23 protein-coding genes are annotated in these 20,181 nt (G+C 36.1%); 16 read left to right on the forward strand and 7 right to left on the reverse strand.

Annotation, left to right across the window (positions count from 1 at the left end; genetic code table 11):
* Window positions 1–512: 512 nt before the first annotated feature.
* Both QBK89_RS01715 and QBK89_RS01720 read left to right on the forward strand, forming a co-directional pair.
* On the forward strand, window positions 513–1,667 hold the full coding sequence (locus QBK89_RS01715; RefSeq protein ID WP_284139290.1) for a zinc ribbon domain-containing protein: 1,155 nt from the start codon (window positions 513–515) through the stop codon (window positions 1,665–1,667).
* Window positions 1,668–1,694: 27 nt separating this feature from the next.
* Window positions 1,695–2,834, forward strand: a complete 1,140-nt coding sequence (locus QBK89_RS01720; RefSeq protein WP_284139291.1) for a S1C family serine protease — start codon at window positions 1,695–1,697, stop codon at window positions 2,832–2,834.
* A gap of 108 nt (window positions 2,835–2,942) precedes the next feature.
* Here QBK89_RS01720 and QBK89_RS01725 read toward each other — a convergent pair whose 3' ends face one another.
* The 4 genes from QBK89_RS01725 to QBK89_RS01740 form a co-directional block, all read right to left on the reverse strand.
* On the reverse strand, window positions 2,943–4,304 hold the full coding sequence (locus tag QBK89_RS01725) for a TrkH family potassium uptake protein (RefSeq protein ID WP_284139292.1): 1,362 nt from the start codon (window positions 4,302–4,304) through the stop codon (window positions 2,943–2,945).
* 204 nt (window positions 4,305–4,508) lie between these two features.
* On the reverse strand, window positions 4,509–4,919 hold the full coding sequence (locus tag QBK89_RS01730) for a YwpF family protein (RefSeq protein ID WP_284139293.1): 411 nt from the start codon (window positions 4,917–4,919) through the stop codon (window positions 4,509–4,511).
* Window positions 4,920–4,963: 44 nt separating this feature from the next.
* A complete protein-coding gene (gene moaA / locus QBK89_RS01735; RefSeq protein WP_284139294.1) occupies window positions 4,964–5,980 on the reverse strand; it encodes a GTP 3',8-cyclase MoaA in 1,017 nt (338 codons plus the stop codon).
* A gap of 4 nt (window positions 5,981–5,984) precedes the next feature.
* A complete protein-coding gene (locus tag QBK89_RS01740) occupies window positions 5,985–7,265 on the reverse strand; it encodes a molybdopterin molybdotransferase MoeA (RefSeq protein WP_284139295.1) in 1,281 nt (426 codons plus the stop codon).
* A 146-nt stretch (window positions 7,266–7,411) separates the two neighbouring features.
* Here QBK89_RS01740 and QBK89_RS01745 point away from each other — a divergent pair, with 146 nt between their 5' ends.
* The 14 genes from QBK89_RS01745 to QBK89_RS01810 all read left to right on the forward strand — a co-directional run bounded on the left by QBK89_RS01745 (window position 7,412) and on the right by QBK89_RS01810 (window position 17,811).
* Window positions 7,412–7,564: a hypothetical protein gene (locus QBK89_RS01745; RefSeq protein ID WP_284139296.1), complete on the forward strand. Its 153-nt coding sequence runs from the start codon at window positions 7,412–7,414 to the stop codon at window positions 7,562–7,564.
* 64 nt (window positions 7,565–7,628) lie between these two features.
* Window positions 7,629–7,802 carry a hypothetical protein gene (locus QBK89_RS01750; protein ID WP_284139297.1) on the forward strand — a complete coding sequence of 58 codons (174 nt, stop codon included), beginning with the start codon at window positions 7,629–7,631 and terminating at the stop codon, window positions 7,800–7,802.
* Window positions 7,803–7,952: 150 nt separating this feature from the next.
* Window positions 7,953–8,159 (forward strand): DUF1657 domain-containing protein, encoded by a 207-nt coding sequence (locus tag QBK89_RS01755; RefSeq protein WP_284139298.1) that lies wholly within the window; start codon window positions 7,953–7,955, stop codon window positions 8,157–8,159.
* A 61-nt stretch (window positions 8,160–8,220) separates the two neighbouring features.
* A complete protein-coding gene (locus QBK89_RS01760) occupies window positions 8,221–8,694 on the forward strand; it encodes a YhcN/YlaJ family sporulation lipoprotein (RefSeq protein ID WP_284139299.1) in 474 nt (157 codons plus the stop codon).
* A 77-nt stretch (window positions 8,695–8,771) separates the two neighbouring features.
* Entirely contained in the window at window positions 8,772–9,251 is a 480-nt protein-coding gene (gene spoVAC / locus QBK89_RS01765; protein ID WP_284139300.1) for a stage V sporulation protein AC, read from the forward strand.
* Complete coding sequence (gene spoVAD, locus QBK89_RS01770; protein ID WP_284139301.1) at window positions 9,251–10,267, forward strand: stage V sporulation protein AD; 1,017 nt, start codon at window positions 9,251–9,253, stop codon at window positions 10,265–10,267. Before spoVAC ends, spoVAD begins: the two co-directional genes overlap by 1 nt.
* Window positions 10,264–10,614, forward strand: coding sequence for a stage V sporulation protein AE (spoVAE, locus tag QBK89_RS01775; protein ID WP_284139302.1), 351 nt, complete (start codon window positions 10,264–10,266; stop codon window positions 10,612–10,614). Before spoVAD ends, spoVAE begins: the two co-directional genes overlap by 4 nt.
* A gap of 22 nt (window positions 10,615–10,636) precedes the next feature.
* Window positions 10,637–10,840: a DUF1657 domain-containing protein gene (locus tag QBK89_RS01780; protein WP_284139303.1), complete on the forward strand. Its 204-nt coding sequence runs from the start codon at window positions 10,637–10,639 to the stop codon at window positions 10,838–10,840.
* A gap of 15 nt (window positions 10,841–10,855) precedes the next feature.
* Entirely contained in the window at window positions 10,856–11,713 is an 858-nt protein-coding gene (locus tag QBK89_RS01785) for a DUF421 domain-containing protein (RefSeq protein ID WP_284139304.1), read from the forward strand.
* A 106-nt stretch (window positions 11,714–11,819) separates the two neighbouring features.
* Window positions 11,820–13,049, forward strand: coding sequence for a dicarboxylate/amino acid:cation symporter (locus QBK89_RS01790; protein WP_284139305.1), 1,230 nt, complete (start codon window positions 11,820–11,822; stop codon window positions 13,047–13,049).
* Window positions 13,050–13,795: 746 nt separating this feature from the next.
* Window positions 13,796–15,307 carry a spore germination protein gene (locus tag QBK89_RS01795; RefSeq protein WP_284139306.1) on the forward strand — a complete coding sequence of 504 codons (1,512 nt, stop codon included), beginning with the start codon at window positions 13,796–13,798 and terminating at the stop codon, window positions 15,305–15,307.
* Window positions 15,308–15,315: 8 nt separating this feature from the next.
* On the forward strand, window positions 15,316–16,416 hold the full coding sequence (locus QBK89_RS01800; protein WP_284139307.1) for a GerAB/ArcD/ProY family transporter: 1,101 nt from the start codon (window positions 15,316–15,318) through the stop codon (window positions 16,414–16,416).
* Complete coding sequence (locus tag QBK89_RS01805; RefSeq protein ID WP_284139308.1) at window positions 16,400–17,644, forward strand: Ger(x)C family spore germination protein; 1,245 nt, start codon at window positions 16,400–16,402, stop codon at window positions 17,642–17,644. The genes QBK89_RS01800 and QBK89_RS01805 overlap by 17 nt, the downstream gene beginning before the upstream one ends.
* A complete protein-coding gene (locus QBK89_RS01810; protein WP_284139309.1) occupies window positions 17,644–17,811 on the forward strand; it encodes a hypothetical protein in 168 nt (55 codons plus the stop codon). Before QBK89_RS01805 ends, QBK89_RS01810 begins: the two co-directional genes overlap by 1 nt.
* A 31-nt stretch (window positions 17,812–17,842) precedes the next feature.
* Here QBK89_RS01810 and QBK89_RS01815 read toward each other — a convergent pair whose 3' ends face one another.
* From QBK89_RS01815 to QBK89_RS01825, 3 genes are read right to left on the reverse strand one after another with little or no spacing between them, the layout of a single operon-like run.
* Complete coding sequence (locus tag QBK89_RS01815) at window positions 17,843–18,829, reverse strand: zinc-binding dehydrogenase (protein ID WP_284139310.1); 987 nt, start codon at window positions 18,827–18,829, stop codon at window positions 17,843–17,845.
* Window positions 18,826–19,767 (reverse strand): ArsA family ATPase, encoded by a 942-nt coding sequence (locus QBK89_RS01820; RefSeq protein WP_284139311.1) that lies wholly within the window; start codon window positions 19,765–19,767, stop codon window positions 18,826–18,828. Before QBK89_RS01820 ends, QBK89_RS01815 begins: the two co-directional genes overlap by 4 nt.
* 27 nt (window positions 19,768–19,794) lie before the next feature.
* On the reverse strand, window positions 19,795–20,052 hold the full coding sequence (locus QBK89_RS01825; RefSeq protein ID WP_284139312.1) for a cory-CC-star protein: 258 nt from the start codon (window positions 20,050–20,052) through the stop codon (window positions 19,795–19,797).
* Window positions 20,053–20,181: the final 129 nt, after the last annotated feature.

A 20,181-nucleotide genomic window follows, 5' to 3' on the forward strand; every position in this document is an offset into this window, starting at 1 on the left:
GAAAGTGGCCATATCCAGAACTGGGCAATGGTTATGAACCAACTTCTTCTTCAAGATGAACTAAAAGATAGAGTGTTAAAGTATCTTGAGTAAATTAGAACTTACACACTTTATTTGACAAGCCCCTTGTTTCTTTAAAGTATGGACCGTTATTTTTTTACTTCTCATTGTCGAACACGCTATAGCCAATATTCATTATTAAAATACCAAAACAAACAATACCGAATACAATTTCTAATGCCTCCATGAATCACATCCCCCTCTCCATAAATTCCCTTGTCTCATTAAAATCTTTACATTTACAATAGCCACATCCTTCTCCTATCTTATCAATATGTTTTCCCTAAATAAAGTAAAAGTGTGCTAAAATATATAAAGATATTTTCAAATGAAGTGTACATTTTTCTTCTACCATATACTATTTTAAAAAAGAGTTTACTCTACCCTTTTAATCTATTAAAAAAATGATATCTTTATTTCCCCATTAAAATATTTAGAAAGCAGGTGGCACGATGTTATTTTGCCCTTATTGCGGATCCACAATAAAAGAAGATGAAACATATTGTGTCTCCTGTGGTTCTCCATTGCCAGAAGATATCAATAATCGAACCAAGGCAAAGAAAAGATTTAACAAGAAATGGCTTCTTCCTATAAGCGCAATTATTCTATTAATCTTCTCGATTAGTATCTTTTTTTTCGTCCTACAGGCAAAAACGAGTCAAGCAAAAGAATATTACGAACAAGGTGAAAACAGACTTTCAGACGGCGACTTTAGTAAAGCAAAGCAATTGTTTGATAAAGCCTTACAGCAAAAAGCTAACTTCTCTGAGGCTGAAGTTGCGTCTATATATATTGATAAAGTATTCACTGTTCAATCTGCAATAGAAAATGCACATTCTGAATCTGAACGTGATAATTTTCAAGAGGCGCTCTCTTTAGTCAACGAGGCCGAAAAAACATTAAAAAACTATTCTGGCACTGCAGTTTCATCTATTGTAAATGAACTATCAAAAAATCGTGATGCGATTAAACTAGCACAAATCAAAAGCATGTTAAATAATGAAACAGACATCAATAAACTAAAACTCATCATCTGGGAAGTAGAAGCAATACGAAGTCCAGAAGCGGTGAAGATTACAACCGACATTCGTGAGCAAATTATTGATTATACCTTTTCAATGGCGAGTGAGCAGTTAAACAAAAAGCAATTCCGGGATGCGCAATTGATCGTTGAAGATGGAATAAAATATGCTCCTGCATCCGAAAAGCTTCAAAGTCTCAAAACAACAATTGAAAAAGAAAAGGTAGCCTTCGAAACAACACAGCAACAACGTATTGAACAGGCGATGACTACTGCTGAGCAAGAACGAAAGCTAAATGAAAAAGATGCCATTAAGCTCGTTTCTGTAAAGGTGGAAAGTGATGATCAGAACAAGCTAGTTGTAAATGGAAATGTAAAAAGTGTAGCAACCGTTCCTATTAATTCGATTAAGATTGATTATTCAATTACTAAAAACGGTACGCCTTTTATTACAAATGAAGTTTATGTTTTCCCTGATACATTGTATCCAGGAGATAATGGCAAGTTTGAATTCACGCATTATGATACGAAATCAACAGAGAATGTCAAAATAAAAGTAGACAAAATCACGTGGTATACGGATTAAATATTACCCATTAACGGAGTGAAATACATGCACAAAAAGCTTGTTTCCCCCATTATTATAACCATCATTATTGGAGCTCTGGGAATTGCTTGTTTCATCTATATATACCAAAGCTGGCAGGAAAAAACGATATCTATCAGTAATCCAATCATTGAAAAAGTAAATAAAGATCCGCAGTCATTAAATTTAAAGTCAATCATCCATGAGGCTGAAAAAAATGTTGTACAAATAGATGGTCAAAATGAAATGAACACGACTACTGGTTCAGGTTTCTTAATTAATGATAAAGGAGATATTATTACAAATGCGCATGTTGTTCAGGATGCGGATGTTATTTACGTCCGAACAGCAAATGCTCGAGTCTATCCAGCAGCAGTGATAGGGATTGGCGAAGAATTAGATGTTGCCGTTATTCGTGTCCCACAACTTTCTAATCAGCAGGCAATGACAATTGAAAGGGAGACTTTCTCTGAAATTGGTGATGAAGTAATTGCACTTGGTAGTCCCCATGGCTTTCAAAACACTGTAACACTTGGTATTATTTCTGGAACAGAACGAAATTTTTCGGTCGATGACTACCATTATAATAATGTTTACCAAATTTCTGCACAGATTACGCACGGTAACAGTGGTGGTCCTTTAATTAATCGTAATACAGGAAAGGTCATTGGAATTAATTCAGTTGGAACAGAGGATGGGACAATTGGCTTTAGTATTCCGATTCATACCGTAATCGAAACCATTGAAGGTTGGATAAATAGTGCACAACCCAACAATCTAGACTTTGGAAACCCAAACAACATCGTACAATCAACTGACACTGATCAATTAGAAAAAGATGCCGCATATATCGTGGACTATTTTTTTGAAAGTATTGATATTAGAGACTATATTAATGCTTACACGTTACTAGGTGATACGATGCAATCCGAACAGACATATTCTTCTTTTAGAGAGCAATATATTTATATTACAAAAGTAAACAGCGAAATAGTCGAAAATAAAGTAGCATCTCAAAATCAAGCAACGTTACTAGTAGATGTGACAATAGAAAATAAGCTTCCGAACAAACAAGAAACTAAGAAAGAAAAAATACGTTATTCGATAACAGTAGGTTTTGAAAATGATCAATTAAAAATACTACAACTTACTAAAACTAAAGATTAACGCATACATTCATATATAGAACAAGAGGTTATCTCATAAGCTTAAAAAGCCTACGAGATAACCTCTTTTCTTAATAAAATCTTCATTCCATGCCCAGCATTTTGCATCCTATCCAATAATAATTCTTTCCTTTGGATAGTGATAATTTGCAGTACTTCGATTGTTCCTAAAGATAAACAAAAAGGTAACGATACCAACTCTTCCAATAAACATTAAAATCATTAAAACAACCTTACTTGCTGTACTTAACTCACTTGTAATTCCAAGGCTTAATCCTACTGTACCAAACGCGGAGCTTACCTCGAAGAATATTTTTGTCACAGAATAAGGCTCTACTGCTGATATAAACACAACAGAAACAAAAACGAAAAACATCCCAAGCAGTGTAACTACAACAGCTTTAATAAGGTCATCATCATGCACTTCTCGACGAAACAGTTTAATACTTTTTCCACCACGGGCATACGTAATTAAAAAGATAACAACTAATGCAAAAGTGGTTGTACGAATTCCTCCACCAGAACTGCTAGGGGATGCACCAATTAACATTAAAAATGACATGACTAAATGGTTTTGCTCGGTTAGCAGTCCTACATCCATTGTCGATAGTCCTGCACTTCTCGTTGTAATGGATTGAAAAAACGTGTAAAAAAGAATTTCATGCCAGGATTTATCCGCAAAAAAATTATTATAATCAAGGATAAAAATAAGAAAAGCCCCCGCTATGATTAAAATAACAAATGTAGCAGTCGTTAGCTTTGTAAATAAGCTAAAACGAAAATATCTGCGATCATCATATTTTGCAAATAAATATTCCTTCACTTCAATTAAGACGGGAAATCCAATCGCTCCAAAAATAATTAAAAGCATCGTCACAAACTGAACAAAATAATCATCCTTATAAAAAATAAGTGACTGTCCAGTAATATCGAAACCACCATTGGATATAGCACTAATTGTACTAAAAAAACCATGCAAAATAGCTTCATTAAATGAATAATACTGTAAAAAATATGTACTAAAAATAAGAAAACCAAAAAACTCGATTGTAAGTAAAACTAAAAACAGCTGTTTGACTAAGCGAACCATCCCTTCAAACTTCGTCTGATTCTGATCTGTCATAATTAAGCGTCGTTCTTTAAAGCCAATTTTCTTTCCTAACAGCAGCCAAATAAATGTACCGATTGCCATTATCCCAACCATACCAAGCTGCAAAATAAAAGCTAACAGGATAATTCCTGTCACACTTAACGTATCTGCCACCGTTATCGTTGATAATCCTGTTACACTCAATGCACTAACTGCGGTAAATAATTTATCAATAAAAGGAATACTTACTCCTTTTTGATAAGCAACAGGTAAAGATAATAAAGCAGTGGACAAAATTACTGCTAACAAATAAAAAAGTAGGATCATTTGCACTGGAGAACGTTTATTAATCCAGTTCATTATAGTTGTTGAGTGGAACATTATAGTCTCCTTAATACATTTCGATTATTCTATTCATCATTAAATACAAAAAAACTTATTAACATTATAACAGGCAACTTACATTATTTCCTTACTTTTCGACAATTTCATATTATCGTTTGCTCCTGATATCTGTTTATCAGGATCTTTCGAACAAAAAAACACACTTTCTTTTCAACAGAAGAAGAAGGTGTGTTTTTTCGATTAGATTAGTGCTTTAAATTGAGTAAGTAATTCTTCGCCATGATATCCTTGATTGATTAAATCCCTTAGCATTTGTTCTATATTTTGTATCCGCTGATCGATGATGGTCCCCATAAAAAGCACATTAATATGCTCGCCAATATCGTTTATACTAATAATTTTGCTAATAAAAGTTGCCGGCGAATTAGATTCCTTTGTTATTTTCACCTCAATCATTAACTCATCTCTTTCTTCACGAAGTCGATGAATTAAATCATAATAACGTTTATCCATATAGGCCTCTGTTATCCAGCGGTTTTTTTCATCCTCGCGATTGATAATTAATCCATCCATTAACTCTATATCATGGTGAAACAATTCGTCCTTGACACTTTCTTTGATCTTTAATGATTTTAATTTAAACGTCTTCATTTACTTACCCACCCCCTTACACTTCAATCTACCCATTTCAAGTATTATCCACCAATATATGACATTTCAATTTTTCTTTCATCTGTATTCTTTCGTTCGGCTCGTTCATCAGAATAACGATCTGTTCTTTCCCTCCAAAGAGAAACAATTGCTTCACGTAATTGTTCATCGTTTATGCCAGCTCGTAACTCCTTCTTCAAATCGAACCCGCTAATTGCAAACAAACATGTATACAATTTACCATCAGCTGATAGTCGTATTCTTGTACAAGTTCCACAAAAGGAATCCGATACAGAAGAAATAACGCCGAACTCTCCACTACCATCCTTATATCGAAAACGTGATGCAACTTCCCCATAATAATTCGCCTCTGCAGGCTCCATTGGCATCTGTTCATGAATTGTATCAATAATTTGTTGTTTTGTAATCACATTCTTAATGTCCCATGCATTATGATTTCCAACATCCATAAATTCAATAAATCGAAGAATAACAGGACTATCCTTAAAATACGCTGCCAATGGGATAATTTGTCCTTCGTTCATTCCTTTTTTCACGACGGAATTAACCTTCACCTGTAGCCCTGCATTTATTGCCGCCTCAATCCCTTTTAGCACAGGAGCTACACTAACCCCTTTTCCGTTTATTTGCGTAAAAACATGGTCTTCAATAGCATCTAAGCTAATATTTACTCGCTTTAATCCCGCTTCTTTTAATTTTTTTGCCCTTTTTGGAAGAAGTATTCCATTCGTTGTAAGTGCAATATCCGTAATTCCAGTTTCCTTTGCTAAACGTGCAATTAATTGGTCAAGGTCTTTACGTAATAAAGGCTCTCCACCAGTAATCCGTATTTTTTCTACACCTAATTTAGCAAAATGCTTGGCAACACGAACAATTTCATCAAAACGAAGTAATTCATTATCATCCAAGAACTCATAATCATCTCCGAAAACTTCTTTTGGCATACAATATGTACAGCGTAAATTACATTTATCAATTACAGATATACGGATATCCTTTAATACTCTACCAAACTGGTCGCGAATTTGTTGTGCTTCCATTTGATCACTCCTTTACGATTGGCAAAAATGCAGCTTGGCCCTCGTCATTTTCAAGTAGTAAGACATTAACCATATCTCCTGCCTTATACCCTCTTGTCCCACCAGGTAGAATCATTAAAGCATTAGCACTGGACAGCGAGGTAACCACATTAGACTTATCTACTCCTGCTAAATGCACTTTAAGCCGATCTTCCTCATAAGAAATATAGCTGCGAACAAATCTTGAAAATGGATTTGGCTTTGGAAAGTTATCCATCATCATAGCTTTTACACGTTTATGAAATGGTCGTTTGTTAAATAAGGCCGCTTGAATAATTGGGTGAACAAATAACTCAAAGCCTACATAGCATGCCGAAGGGTTTCCTGATAATCCGAACAACAGCTTATTTTCTTTTACAGCAACAGTTGTCACACTTCCTGGACGCATTGCTAATTTATTGAATAAAACCTCTGCTCCAAGCTTTTCATATATATCTGGTAATAAGTCCCAATCCCCTACCGATACCCCACCAGTTGTAATAAGGACATCTACTTGTTTTAGTGCCTCCGAAATCGTTTGATAACTCGTTTCGAGCTCATCCTTTAATTTACCAAAATAAATATAATCCGCACCTGCACGTGTCACTTGAGAAGCAATCATATGGGCATTGGAATTACGAATCTTTCCAGGCTCTAATGGTTCGTCAACATTAAGAAGCTCTGTTCCGGTTGCAATGATTCCTACTCGTGGTCTTTTGGCGACCGCCACTTTATCATATCCAAAAGTTGCTAATAAAGCTTTCACACCAGGATTAATTTTTTCACCAGCTTCTACTAAAACTTCTCCTTCTTTTACTTCTGATCCAAGTTCGATAATATTTTGACCTTTTTCCATTTTACGTTTTAAACGAATAATTGATTTTTCTTCCGTTTCAACAGATTGACATACTTCAAACATTGCCACACAATCTGCCCCATCTGGAATTTGTGCACCAGTCATAATTCTGGTCGCTTGCCCTGCTTCTAACTTTTTCTTAGGCACTTGACCAGCACCGATATGCTCAATGACTTCAAATTGAACTGGATGATCTAAGGAAGCATCCAATGTATCAACTGAACGAAGTGCAAACCCATCATAAGGGGACTTGTTAAAGGATGGCACATCATTTCGTGCGATTAAAGGCTCAGCTAATCTTCTTCCATCACACGCTTCAATTGAGATAATTTCGGATTGCCCTGTAAACGTATGATTTATGACTAGCTCAACTGCTTTTTCCACTAAAATCGGTTTGCGTATCTCAATCATCAGATCACCTTATTTTCTATTTATTTCATCTAGCTCAAGTTTATCAGAGAACAGAAACAATTCATACTTTATTTCACAGGTTTAACAAGACTAAAAACGGGTAAAACCTACTATAATTCAATTCTAACGAATGAGGTGACAAAATTATGAACAATGATAAAAATGTCGAAGTAAGACATGAGGAGAAAAAATCGGAGCCAAGTTTAATCGGGGTAGCATTAATTAAGTACGCAACCTATTTAATTATCTTTTTTGGGATAATCTGGTTCGTTATTCGTTATATTTTTCCGTTATTTTAAATAAAAACGGGTACCCTATAAATGGAACATTGGATAAAAACAAATCCACTGTGGGGTGAATTTATTGGAGATACTTCTTATCATTATCATAATTCTTGTGCTACTTTTCGTCTTCATGGCTTATTTAAAGCATCGGTCACACGGGACTCATCTATCAAAAAAAGAAGCAGAGCAATTACATGAGGATTACTTAACGCACGGTACACAATCAAACGAAGATGATCCTAAAAATGTATAAACTGGATAACTCCCATTACATTTTTTCATCTTAATAAGATATTTTTTCTAAAACAGTACATACTACGTATGTGCTATTTTTTTCGGAAAAAAATAGTACGTATAGATCGTTTCCATCTGTTAAACGATAAACAGTGAAAGGGGTCATTCCATGACAGTAGCAAGTCAGGTTAAACAAACGATTGCTGGATTAAAAAGTGCACAAGCAAGCTTTGAACAATTTGCTCTACAAACAGAAAATAAACAAGCAAAAAAACTATTCGAAAATGCTGCAATGCAAACGGAGACCATTCTTCAAAGTGTAGAGCCTCGTGTGCAACAACTTGAACAGGAAGAGCCTCAATATAAAGGATTTTAAATTGACAAAAGGGGCCTCCCCCCTTTTGTCTTCCTATACTACAACCTAAAGAGGGATTCACATGTTTAACTGGAAGAAAGCTTTGTATTTCATCCTCTTCATCCTTTTAACCTTCATATTTATTGGAGGATGTCAGAAAAATAATAGTCAGCAAGCTAATCCCGATTCTGTTCAATTTAGTAAGATTTCAACGCAAAACAATAAAACAGATCAGCAATTAGCAAATGAAGCAAAAGATTATTTAAGTAAAAAGAAAAATGTTTCTTCCGTATTTGCCGTTAATACATCAAAGAAATTACTAGTAGCCGTTGAGATCCCGCACAACATGCGTTTCCAATTGGCGACCATTCGAAAGCAGCTTACAAAGGACTTGAAAGAGAAATATGCAGATTATGATGTAGAATTATCGACCGATAAAAAAATAACAATTGAGCTAGAGAAGTTAGAACAGCAGCTATCCAATAAAAATATTTCTGAAAAGGATTTAAAGAAAAAGCTCGAACGACTCATCCAATTATCCAAGGAACAAACATAGATACCAAAATCATTACCAGTCCCGCTCATCACAATGATAGCGGGAACAATTTTCAATGGAAGAAAGAGTGACATTAAATGGCAGATAAAAAAAAGAAGAATCTCCCTCCGGCAGCACAAAAATATAAAGCATTCCAGCAAAAAAGAGAAACAAAGCGGCCTATTTTAAAAAACTGTGTAAAAGCATTTTTCGTTGGGGGCTTTATTTGTCTTATTGGTCAATTTATTTCTACCTTTTATATTTATTTTTTTGATTTTACGGAGCAGACGGTTGGCAATCCAACAACGGCGACTTTAATCTTTATTACGATGATCTTAACAGGCTTTGGAATCTATGATCGTATTGGACAATTTGCAGGAGCAGGATCAGCAGTACCGGTCACTGGTTTTGGTAACTCTGTCATTTCAGCTGCAATTGAACACCGCACAGAAGGCTTTGTATTAGGTGTAGGAGGAAATATGTTTAAACTTGCGGGATCCGTTATTTTATTTGGGGTTTTTTCAGCTTTTGTCGTTTCAATTATTAAAACCATTTTAATTCAATGGGGGGGATTATAATGCTTGTTGGACATCGAACCTGGATATTCAATCAAAAACCTGTCATCATTTCAACCGGCACTGTAGGCGGTCCCTTTGAAGCGAAAGGGAAAATCCCTGAGGCATTCCATATTTTGCATGATGACATGTGGTTAAAACAAGCATCATTTGAAAAAGCGCAGCAAATGATGATGGAAGAAGCATGCCAATATGCCATTAAAAATAGTCCTATACAAAAAGAACAAGTAACGTTCTTTATTAGTGGTGACTTAATCAACCAAATAACACCAACAAGCTTTGCAGCTAAAACAATCGGAGTCCCTTATTTCGGTTTATTTAATGCATGTGCTACGTCGATGGAAAGCCTAGCCTTATCTGCACTCATTTTAAACAGTAATGGCGCAGAATATATACTGAGTGGTTCTTCAAGTCATAATGCAGCAACAGAACGACAGTTTCGATATCCGACTGAATATGGTGGACAAAAACCTCCAACAGCGCAATGGACAGTTACTGGTGCCGGATGCTGTTTACTTGCAAAAAAAGGAACAGGTCCAATCGTTACTTCTGCAACAATTGGTAAAGTTGTTGATATGGGGATGACTGATCCGTTTAATATGGGGGGCGCAATGGCTCCAGCTGCAGTAGACACAATAATTGCGCATTTAAGAGAAAGGAATGTGGATATTTCTTATTATGATTTAATCATAACTGGTGATCTTGGTCATATAGGTAGAGAAGTTTCACTCGATCTTTTACATGACAATGGAATTGAAATCAAAGAAGATCAGTTTGTTGATTGTGGTCTTTCCATTTATCGCGAGGATCAGCCTGTGCTAGCGGGAGGAAGTGGATCAGCTTGTTCGGCTGTTGGAATTTACGGACATTTTATAAACTTATTAAAGAATGGCGAAGCAAAGCGAATCCTTGTAGTAGCAACTGGTGCTTTACATTCCCCATTAAGCGTGCAACAAAAGAGTTCTATTCCTTGTATTGCACACGCAGTATCTATAGAAGCTGGAAGTGATGCTTTATGATCTTTTTTTGGGCATTTGTAGTAGGTGGTATCATCTGTGTAATCGGTCAAATCATGTTTGATGTATTCAAGCTTACACCAGCACATACATTAAGTATTCTCGTCGTTGCTGGAGCAATATTGGATGGTTTCGGATTATACGAACCATTAATTGATTTTGCAGGAGCTGGTGCTACCGTTCCGATTACGAGCTTTGGAAATTCTCTTGTACATGGTGCCATGGCAGAAGCAGAGAAGCATGGGTTAATTGGAGTTGTAACGGGCATGTTTGAAGTGACAAGTTCAGGAATATCTGCTGCCATTATTTTTGGAATGATCGGTGCGTTATTATTTAAACCAAAGGGATAGCAATTAAAAAGGAGCAATTAATATGACTGTTGGATCAGATGTAAAAACTTGTTTTGCTAGTATAAAAAGCATTGAGGCAACATTAACTGGGCTTGCTGTACAAACAACGGAAAATGAAACACGGAAATTATTTGAATCGGTCAATCAGATTATTAAGGAGATTAAAGTTGATTTAGATAAGCAAGTAATAATGCTTTCAAACGAAGAACCGCAATATAAGCAGTAGAAAGGAGATAATATCATGCCTGAATGGACAACCATATTATTACGCTCTTTCTCTCTTGTTATCGTACTTTTTTTTATCACGAAATGGCTCGGAAAAAAACAAATTTCACAGCTTAGCATTTTTGAATATATTTCTGGAATTGTACTAGGAGGTATTGTTGCCATCCATTCTAGTACGACAGAATATCCGTTCATGTATGGATTGTTAGCAATGCTCGTTTGGTTTATTATTCCATTTATCGTAGAGCTTATCTCGTTAAAAAGTAAATCGTTCCGTAACTTCACCCAAGGAAAGAGTACTGTCGTCATACAAAATGGAAAAATAATGGAGGATAACCTAAAAAAAGAAGGCTACTCCTCTGATGACTTATTGGAAAATCTCCGAGAGAAAAATATATTTAAAGTAGCAGACGTTGAATTTGCAGTAATAGAGCCCTCGGGATCTATTAGTGTTTTACCAAAAAGAGAAAATCAACCTCTTACTGCGAAAGACATCGGTTTAAAGCTTGCTCCAACAAAAGAACCAGAAACCGTTATTATGGATGGAAAAGTACTGCTTGAACCACTCGCGAACCTTTCGCTAAATACGAATTGGCTCGAAACAGAGCTTGAAAAGCAAAATGTTAGCATTGAAAATGTTTTTTTAGGCCAAGTTGATAGTAATGGACAATTAACCATTGACTTATATGATGACAAAATTACAGTTCCAGTTCCTACACAAAAACCGTTATTATTAGCGACGATGAAAAAGGTACAAGCTGATTTAGAGCTTTTTGCATTACAAACAAACAATTCACAATCCAAAGAAATGTATCAAAGAAACAGTAAAAAAATGCAAACGGCCATTGAGCGCATTCAGCCCTTTTTAAAGTAATACTAGCTTGACAAACTACCTTTACAGGTAATCAACCTTTCTTGTCCCAGCAAATTCGTGTAAAATAGAGCCATTGAGCTTATTACTACGAAAAGGGAGAATGAAGATGAAAGCAAAGCTAAAAGCTTATCGGTTTCCAATAATTTTATTATTATCTATAATTATTGGCTCCATTATTGGATTAATATTTGGAGAAAAAGCAGAAATCATTAAACCATTAGGTAGTTTATTTATTAATTTATTATTTATGGTTGTAATACCACTTGTATTTTTTTCTATCTCATCCGCGATCGCAAACATGGACAGTATGAAAAGACTTGGCAAAATTCTTGGCACGATGATGTTCGTGTTTATAATTACAGGGATCATCGCCGCTGTTGTTATGCTGTTTGCAACCGTGCTGTTTCCACCTGGTACGAATGCAGACATTCCACTAGAAACGCCTGAAAACATAGAAGAAGTTACGCTAGCAGACCAATTGGTCAATACATTTACAGTTCCTGATTTTATTGATTTGTTCTCGCGGAAAAATATGCTCGCACTCATTATTTTTTCTGTATTAGTTGGTGCTGCTGCTGGACTATCAGGTGAAAAAGGACGCCCATTTTCGAAGTTTCTAACGAGCGGCTCAGAGGTGTTTATGAAGCTTGTTCAACTTGTTATGTATGTTGCACCAATTGGACTCGGGGCTTATTTTGCTTCCTTAATCGGTCAATTTGGAGCAGATTTAATTGGCGATTATGCGAAAGCAGTCATAATTTATTATCCGGTTTCGATTTTATATTTTGCAATCGGATTTACACTCTATGCTTTTCTAGCTGGAGGGAAAAAAGGAGTCACACGTTTTTGGAAGAATATTCTTTCTCCAGCAGTGACCTCCTTGGGAACAGGAAGTAGTATTGCTTCCCTACCTGTGAACCTGCAAGCAGCGAAAAACATCGGTGTACCAAAAGACATTCGCGAAACAGTGCTTCCTTTAGGAGCTACCATGCATATGGACGGTTCATGCTTATCTGCAATGCTAAAAATCGCCTTCGTTTTTGGTGTGTTTAACATGGATTTTACAGGTTTTGATACGTTTATTACGGCAATTGGAATTTGCTTATTATCTGGTATTGTAATGAGTGGTATTCCTGGTGGAGGTTTTATGGGAGAAATGATGATTGTAACCCTTTACGGACTCCCAATTACCGCATTACCAATCATATCTGCAATCGGGGTTGTCGTTGATCCTCCAGCAACGATGGTGAATGTTACAGGGGATACTGTTTCAAGTATGCTCGTAGCAAGACGACTTGAGGGTAAAGATTGGATGGAGAAAGCAGAAATTGCATAGCATGATCTAAGCTTGAGATGGCTCTTATTGGGCCATCTTTTTTTGTTGTTTAACAATGATGAAAATCGTTCGTTGTGTATAACCTTTTATAGAAAGAAAGCCCCTCATCTAGCACTATGCGCCAAAACGGGAAATAAGCTTACTTCCGCAGGATGCTCGCATATTTTCTCTGCTAAAAATCTTTTATAATAAAACTTTTCTAATCTCTGTCGCACCAGTATTTTCTTCTATAATTAAAGAAAAAACTTACTGAAATCAGTTTAATCAACGCTAAAATGATATTTGAATTTTGGAGTTTATCAAAAAGAAAATGTAAACAGAATAACCTATTTAAATTTATTACCATCGTATTGAGGCAATTGAATTACAACTTATACCGATGCAAACTTAAAAACTGCTCCACCACCATTAGCGGAAGAAACCAACGAAGACTCCTGCAGGAATAGCAACAACCGAAAATCATTATTGCGACACGTTAGTGGAACAATAAGAGTTAGTAGGAAGGCACACTAAATGAGACCTTTGCGGGCAACGCTTGCACACCACTTACCATGGAGCCCGCGGAAAGCGTCTACTTGAAGTGGAAATCAAAGGAGCTAGAACTCAAACCAAAAAGGTATAGTCGAAACCATTTACGACTATGCCGGTTCCATCCCCTCTCAGATTTAAATTTCCCATCTTACCGTACATATTATTGGAATTTGGTGGCACGATAATAAAAAATAAACTAATTTGGAGTTGTTTTCATGCGGAGAAAATATATGCGAAGTAAAGCAAAAAGAGAACAATCGACTCCTGATATCGGATCATCTATCAAGGAAACAACAATTGAAAAAAATCTCAACAAAACGGTGCAAATTTTCCAATCCCTTTACTCGTTTCCAAAAAACAAAGATGTAACGATCCGACATTTTCATATTCCAGCGCTGCAAAAGGACGCAGCATTACTTCACATAAGTACAATAACAAGTGCAGAGACTATTGACACAGATATTCTTAAACCTTTAATGACGATAAATGAAGCCGCGCAACAAATCGATGATTTAATTACGGTGCCATCGACGTCCAAAGAAAACAAAGTAAAAACCATTTGTAAAAAAATTAATGAAGGTAGTGCTGCCATATTTATCGACGGTGAAGAAGAAGCTATTTTAATAAATGTAGCAAAATTTGAAGGACGTAGCGTAGAACAGCCCCAAAACGAAAACGTCGTGAAAGGGCCAAAAGAAGCCTTTAATGAGTTAGCACAAACAAATATTTCGCTCGTTCGCAAAAAAATTAAAAGTGAATCCCTTGTCGCAGAATCATTTACCATCTCGAAGCGCTCTAAAAATGAGCTATATGTTCTTTATATAAGTGATCTTGTGGATGATAAACTACTAGCTAATGTCAAAAAAAGAGTGCAATCGCTTAATACCGATTCTATTCAAAACCTTGGTATTTTAGAGCAATATATTGAGGAAAGAAGATATTCGATATTTCCATCTACGTTGTACACAGAACGACCAGACCGAGCGGCATCTTTTTTAGAAGATGGATACATTGTCTTAGTCATGGATAACGACCCTGCATGTCTGGTTCTTCCAGCAACGTTTTGGTCTTTTTTTCATTCATCTGAAGACCACTATTTGCGTTTTATGTATGGTAATTTTATCCGATTATTACGTTTGATCGCTTTATTTATTTCTGTATTTATTTCAGCAATTTATGTAGCAATCACAAATTTTCATTCTGAAATGATTCCAGGAGATCTTCTACTTGCCATTATTGCTACACGCGATAAGGTTCCTTTCCCCGGTTTAGTTGAAGTGCTACTAATGGAATTATCCTTTGAATTGATTCGTGAAGCCGGACTCCGTGTGCCAACTCCAATCGGACCAACCATTGGAATTGTAGGAGCATTAATTTTAGGGCAAGCTGCGGTACAAGCAAATATCGTTAGCCCTATTGTAGTTATCGCAGTAGCTTTAAGCGGTTTGAGTTCCTTTGCAATTGGGGATTTAAGCATGAATTTCGCCATTCGATTAATGAAGTTTCTTTTTATTTTTGCAGCAGGGCTAGTTGGTATTTTCGGTATAACAGCTTTGTTTACTGTTGGCTTTTTTTACCTTGTATCAATTAAGTCGTTTGGGGTGCCTTATTTTTCCCCGCTTGCACCATCATATCAATCTTCTGGAGATACGATTTTTCGAAGAACATTACAAAACGAACTATTTCGACCTGGTTATGTTAAACCAAAAGATATAACAAAAAGATAGGTGAGCACATGGGGCAGCATGAGAATAGAGTTGGAACAAAAGAATTAGTTGCCATCATCTTCATCATGATGGGAGTAAAGGTAGGAGATGATACGCCACCTATTTTATACGATGTCTTAAAAAACGCTGCCTGGATGGGTCCAATAATTATTGCCTTGCTAACGGCAGTCATTCTATTCGTTTTATTTAAGGTCGCTTCTGCCTATAAACAAAAAGGGTTAATCGATATCGTTTTTCATCTATTTGGAAAATACCTTGGTTGGATTATTCTGTTCGTATTATGGCTTGGTATATCTGCTGCAACCATCATTGATTCCTCAATTTATTCTGACATCATTGTCACCATGTATTTTCCAAAAACACCGACGATTATTATTTATTTACTATTAATGGCAGCTTGCACATATGGCGCAAAAAAAGGATTCGGACAGATTGGTTCTGTTTCATGGGCAGTATTCCCATATATTACGGCTTCTTTGATCATTGCACTTGTAATTTCACTTCGTAATGGAACAACCGCTTTCTTTTTCCCATTCTTCGGTCCAGGAGAAATGGAGGTTATTAAAGAAAGTATAATAAAAACATCAATCCTTTCTGATTACTTATTTTTATTTGTTTTTATTCCTTTTATGAAGGATTTGAAATCCTTTAAAAAAGCATCCTGGATTGGTCTTATTCTTATTACTCTTATATTAATTGGTGGCATCATGAGCTTTCTACTCATCTTTGATTACAGATCCGTTCAAATGCTGGACTATCCATTTCATGAAGTAATTCGCTATATCCAGCTTGGATTTTTAACGAATGTAGAAACACTCTTTTTCCCTTTCTGGCTTATTTCTTCTCTTGTTCGCTTTACCGTTTACCTCTATATTAGCGCAGTTATTATGGGGCGGTTATTTAAAATTAATAATTTCGAATATGCCATTCCAGCTTTAGCTACTGTGTTCGTCTTTATTGGATATATACCAGAAAGTCCAGATTATTTAATTTTTCATCTTCGAGAAAATTTATTAAATATACTCACTCCAATCTTTATTTTTCTTCCCTTTATCCTATGGGCTGTAGCTAAGCTAAAAGGAGATTTGCGTCGTGAAAAGACTAACTAGAGTTATTGTATTTTTATTATGTATCGTTCTTCTTGCAGGATGCTGGGATCAAAAGCAAGTTGAAAAACACGCGTATGTCTTCGCAATTGGGCTTGATAAAGGAGAAGAAAATGATCCAATAGAAGTCACATATATTATCGTTAATCCAGATTACGGCTCTCAGCAGCAAGGAGGCGGTGCCAATGAACCTGCCTTTGAAACAATTACCTTCCCGGCAAATGATATTATCTCAGCCAAGGATACAGCAAACGTCATTGTTGCAAAAGAAATAACCTACGATATAGCTCGGCTCGTCAGTGTTTCGGAAGATTTTGCAAAGGAACCAGATTTTATTAGATGGATGTATGATTTAACAAAGGATCCGGAAATAAGAAGAGATCTTCAACTATTAGTTACGAAGGAAAAGACGAGTGACTTTTTAAAAAATAATAAACCTGTTCTCGAAACGAGGCCACATGAATATTATAAGCAAGCGTTAGAGCGTGGAAAAGAAACATCGATGATCCCCTTTTCCGACCTATTAACATTTTTCCGAATTACAGAAACCGGAGAGGATCTATATCTCAGCATGTATGGCACCCTTGAGAAAACACCAACTACAAATGAAAGTACGGACAATTTTAAAGCTGGGGAGTTAAAAGCAAGTGGAATATCAGGACAAGCACAATTTGCGGGTTCAGCTGTCTTCATGCAAGGAAAGATGATTGGAACACTGACAGCGGAAGAAACACGCCTCGCTTATTTATTGAACAATACACTGAATCCTCAGGGTATGGTTATGACATTTCAAGATCCAAAACACGAAAAATATAAAGTTGCTGGTAGAGTTTCCTTAGACTCCCCTGCGAAGGTCAAACTATCTATTCGTGATAATAAGTCCCCTAAAATCAATGTTCATATTCCTTTAAACATTAAAATTTTTACGAATCATAGTATGGTTAACTATACAAAGGACTACAGTAAAAAAGAAATACTTAAAAAATCGATTGAAAAAGAATTAGAACAAAAAATGAATACATTGGTAGAAAAAACAAAACAAGAATATAAAGCCCAGCCATTTGGTTGGTCATTAACCGCCAGAAAAAAATTCTCTACAATTCCTGAATTTAATAGCTATAATTGGCTCAAAAAGTACCCTGATGCAGAGGTCTCGATTTCCGTTAATGTTCGTTTAGGACAATTTGGCAGACAAAGTGAAGTTCCAAAAATGAAGGAGCTGAGAAAGTAATGTCCTTGATAATATGGCTTGTTATGATTGGCGTCTTTCTTTATTCCTTTGGATTCGCAATTACATTATGGAAAAGAAAGAACAAGGCCGGTGTATTCATCATGCTAATCTTAGCCTTTGCCGTCCTTATTCTTCCCTTCTTCTCTGTTTTCAGAGATAAATGGTGAGATCAATTAAATAACCCGTACGGAAGTTTCCTTATACTGATGTAACAGTTAATGCAAGCTTTCCAAACTGCTTTCCATCCTTTAAATAATTCCAAGCATCTGCAGCATCCTTTAATGGAAAGGTATGATCAACAACAGGATGTATGTGATATTTACTAACAAGGGAGAGGAATGCTTGAAGCTCCTCTCTACTCCCCATTGTTGTACCATGTAATTCATATTGTCCATAAAAAAATGTTCTTAAATCAAATGTTACTTCATCTCCTGTGGAAGAACCAAAAACAACCATTCTACCACCCTTTCGAAGAACCTCCAATGAACGCCTAAATGTAGCATTTCCCACACTATCGATTACAAGATCGATTTTTTCATTTTTTAATATAGCAGGCCAATCACTCGCTGTTTTTATAACGACATCTGCACCAAGTTTTTTTGCTTTCTCCAGCTTAGCTTTACTTCGTGACGTTACAATTACCCGTGCTCCGATACATTTAGCAAGTAGAATTAATATGGTTGCAACTCCACTTCCTGCCCCCGGAATAAATACCGTTTCTCCACTTTTTAATTTACCTTTTGTAAACATTGCTCGGTACCCCGTCAAGCCTGAAAGCGCCAATACTCCTGCTTCTTCCCAAGAAAGATGCTTTGGTTTAGCCTCAACCTGATCTGCTGATAATACAATTTTTTCGGAAAATGTACCATTGTCAGGCATTCCTAATATATCAAATTCTTTCGGAGGAAAATCACTTTGTTGAAACCATCTAAGCGAAGGGTTAATAATTACTTCATCCCCGCATTTAACATGTTGAACCCCTTCTCCTACCGTTTCAATCATTCCGGCTCCATCTGATCCAATGATTAGTGGAGAGTGATCCTTTGATAAGCGATCTGGAATAAACAAATCACGATGATTTAACCCCGCTGTTTTTATGGAAACTATTACTTCACCTTTACTAGGAACAGGATCTTCCATCTCCTTCAATTTGAACGTACCTTGATCAATTACAAATGCTTTCATTGCTTCGCCTCTCCTTCCAAATATGAACTAAAAATCTCCAAATCACTAATAAAACTTATATCTTTAGAAAATAACGGCACCTCACATAAGTGTTTACGTGGAAATAATTCGCGAATTTGTTGCAAATAGAACCGTTCATGCTTGCGTCGCATTTCTATATATTCCCCACTTGCATCATTTGGTAACACTTTATTTATTATTAAGGATTTCACAAAAAGCTGATAATTATCAAGTAAATTGATTGCTTTCTTCGTTTCTAAAATAGGAAGGCGTTCCGGATTTAATACAAATATAAAGCCAGTTTGATCATTATCAAGCAATATTGTCCGTGCATGAGCAAATTTTTCCTGCCGTTTTTTTAATACTTGATAGATTGGATCATCTACTCTTTCTCCATCATGCAAAAGCTTACTGTAATGCTCATTCGTCTTCTTTCTTTTTTGAAGCATGCTTTCGACCCAAACTCCCATCAATTCTGGAAGAGAAAGCAATCGAATCGTATGACCTGTTGGTGCCGTATCAAATATGATCGCATCATATTGCTTGCGTTCTTCAACAACTATGTCAATTACTTTATTAAACATTGCTGCTTCATCTGCACCTGGAGAAACACGTGCTGTATCTAGTAATCGGTTCACTTCATCCAGCCAGCCTGAATGAATAATATGCTTCATATTTTCTTTTACTTCTGAAATATATGTCTCGGTTTCAAACTGAGGATCAATTTCTAATACGGTAAGTGATGGTGAAATCCTTGTTCCTTTCCTATCAATAGGAGAATCGAATAAATCTCCTAAGTTATGTGCTGGATCTGTAGAAACAAGTAAGGTTTTTTTTCCAAGCATTGCTTGTTTCCAGGCAATAGCTGTTGCTGATGTTGATTTACCAACACCACCTTTGCCACCAATGAACAAGATTTGCTTATTCCATTCCTCCATTTAATTTTTCCTCCTTTCTGGCCCCTATTAACAGCATCTAATTCCCGATAAAGGAGACTTATCCATTCCCATACGTAGATGCCAATCATGAAAGTCTTCGATTATGTATGGATAGAGCTCTAATGTAAAGTAATAGGCCGGATTAGGTACACCTAGCAACTCAGAATAGAGGAGTAGAAAGAACAAATCATCCTCTCCTCGTAGTTCGCGAGCAATTTCTGTACGATGTGGCATTGACAATACTTCTTCATACCAACGAATTAATTGTTTAGCTTGTTTGATCATCCAATATCACCCCTATGCAAAGTTAGTAAAAACAATTAGATCAAGGTATACCTTTTGCCTGTAGATAGACCTTACGCTCGAATATCAAATCGCTCTGAAAAATACGATAGCCCGTAATCCAGTATGGAG

The sequence above is a fragment of the Virgibacillus sp. LDC-1 genome, assembly GCF_030137545.1.
GTDB lineage: Bacteria > Bacillota > Bacilli > Bacillales > Amphibacillaceae > LDC-1.

Coding starts and splice junctions, on each gene's coding strand:
- QBK89_RS01715 (WP_284139290.1), top strand. CDS start 513: ATGTTATTTTGCCCTTATTGCGGATCCACAATAAAAGAAGATGAAACA.
- QBK89_RS01720 (WP_284139291.1), top strand. CDS start 1,695: ATGCACAAAAAGCTTGTTTCCCCCATTATTATAACCATCATTATTGGA.
- QBK89_RS01725 (WP_284139292.1), bottom strand. CDS start 4,304: ATGTTCCACTCAACAACTATAATGAACTGGATTAATAAACGTTCTCCA.
- QBK89_RS01730 (WP_284139293.1), bottom strand. CDS start 4,919: ATGAAGACGTTTAAATTAAAATCATTAAAGATCAAAGAAAGTGTCAAG.
- moaA (WP_284139294.1), bottom strand. CDS start 5,980: ATGGAAGCACAACAAATTCGCGACCAGTTTGGTAGAGTATTAAAGGAT.
- QBK89_RS01740 (WP_284139295.1), bottom strand. CDS start 7,265: ATGATTGAGATACGCAAACCGATTTTAGTGGAAAAAGCAGTTGAGCTA.
- QBK89_RS01745 (WP_284139296.1), top strand. CDS start 7,412: ATGAACAATGATAAAAATGTCGAAGTAAGACATGAGGAGAAAAAATCG.
- QBK89_RS01755 (WP_284139298.1), top strand. CDS start 7,953: ATGACAGTAGCAAGTCAGGTTAAACAAACGATTGCTGGATTAAAAAGT.
- QBK89_RS01760 (WP_284139299.1), top strand. CDS start 8,221: ATGTTTAACTGGAAGAAAGCTTTGTATTTCATCCTCTTCATCCTTTTA.
- spoVAC (WP_284139300.1), top strand. CDS start 8,772: ATGGCAGATAAAAAAAAGAAGAATCTCCCTCCGGCAGCACAAAAATAT.
- spoVAD (WP_284139301.1), top strand. CDS start 9,251: ATGCTTGTTGGACATCGAACCTGGATATTCAATCAAAAACCTGTCATC.
- spoVAE (WP_284139302.1), top strand. CDS start 10,264: ATGATCTTTTTTTGGGCATTTGTAGTAGGTGGTATCATCTGTGTAATC.
- QBK89_RS01780 (WP_284139303.1), top strand. CDS start 10,637: ATGACTGTTGGATCAGATGTAAAAACTTGTTTTGCTAGTATAAAAAGC.
- QBK89_RS01785 (WP_284139304.1), top strand. CDS start 10,856: ATGCCTGAATGGACAACCATATTATTACGCTCTTTCTCTCTTGTTATC.
- QBK89_RS01790 (WP_284139305.1), top strand. CDS start 11,820: ATGAAAGCAAAGCTAAAAGCTTATCGGTTTCCAATAATTTTATTATTA.
- QBK89_RS01795 (WP_284139306.1), top strand. CDS start 13,796: ATGCGGAGAAAATATATGCGAAGTAAAGCAAAAAGAGAACAATCGACT.
- QBK89_RS01800 (WP_284139307.1), top strand. CDS start 15,316: ATGGGGCAGCATGAGAATAGAGTTGGAACAAAAGAATTAGTTGCCATC.
- QBK89_RS01810 (WP_284139309.1), top strand. CDS start 17,644: ATGTCCTTGATAATATGGCTTGTTATGATTGGCGTCTTTCTTTATTCC.
- QBK89_RS01815 (WP_284139310.1), bottom strand. CDS start 18,829: ATGAAAGCATTTGTAATTGATCAAGGTACGTTCAAATTGAAGGAGATG.
- QBK89_RS01820 (WP_284139311.1), bottom strand. CDS start 19,767: ATGGAGGAATGGAATAAGCAAATCTTGTTCATTGGTGGCAAAGGTGGT.
- QBK89_RS01825 (WP_284139312.1), bottom strand. CDS start 20,052: ATGATCAAACAAGCTAAACAATTAATTCGTTGGTATGAAGAAGTATTG.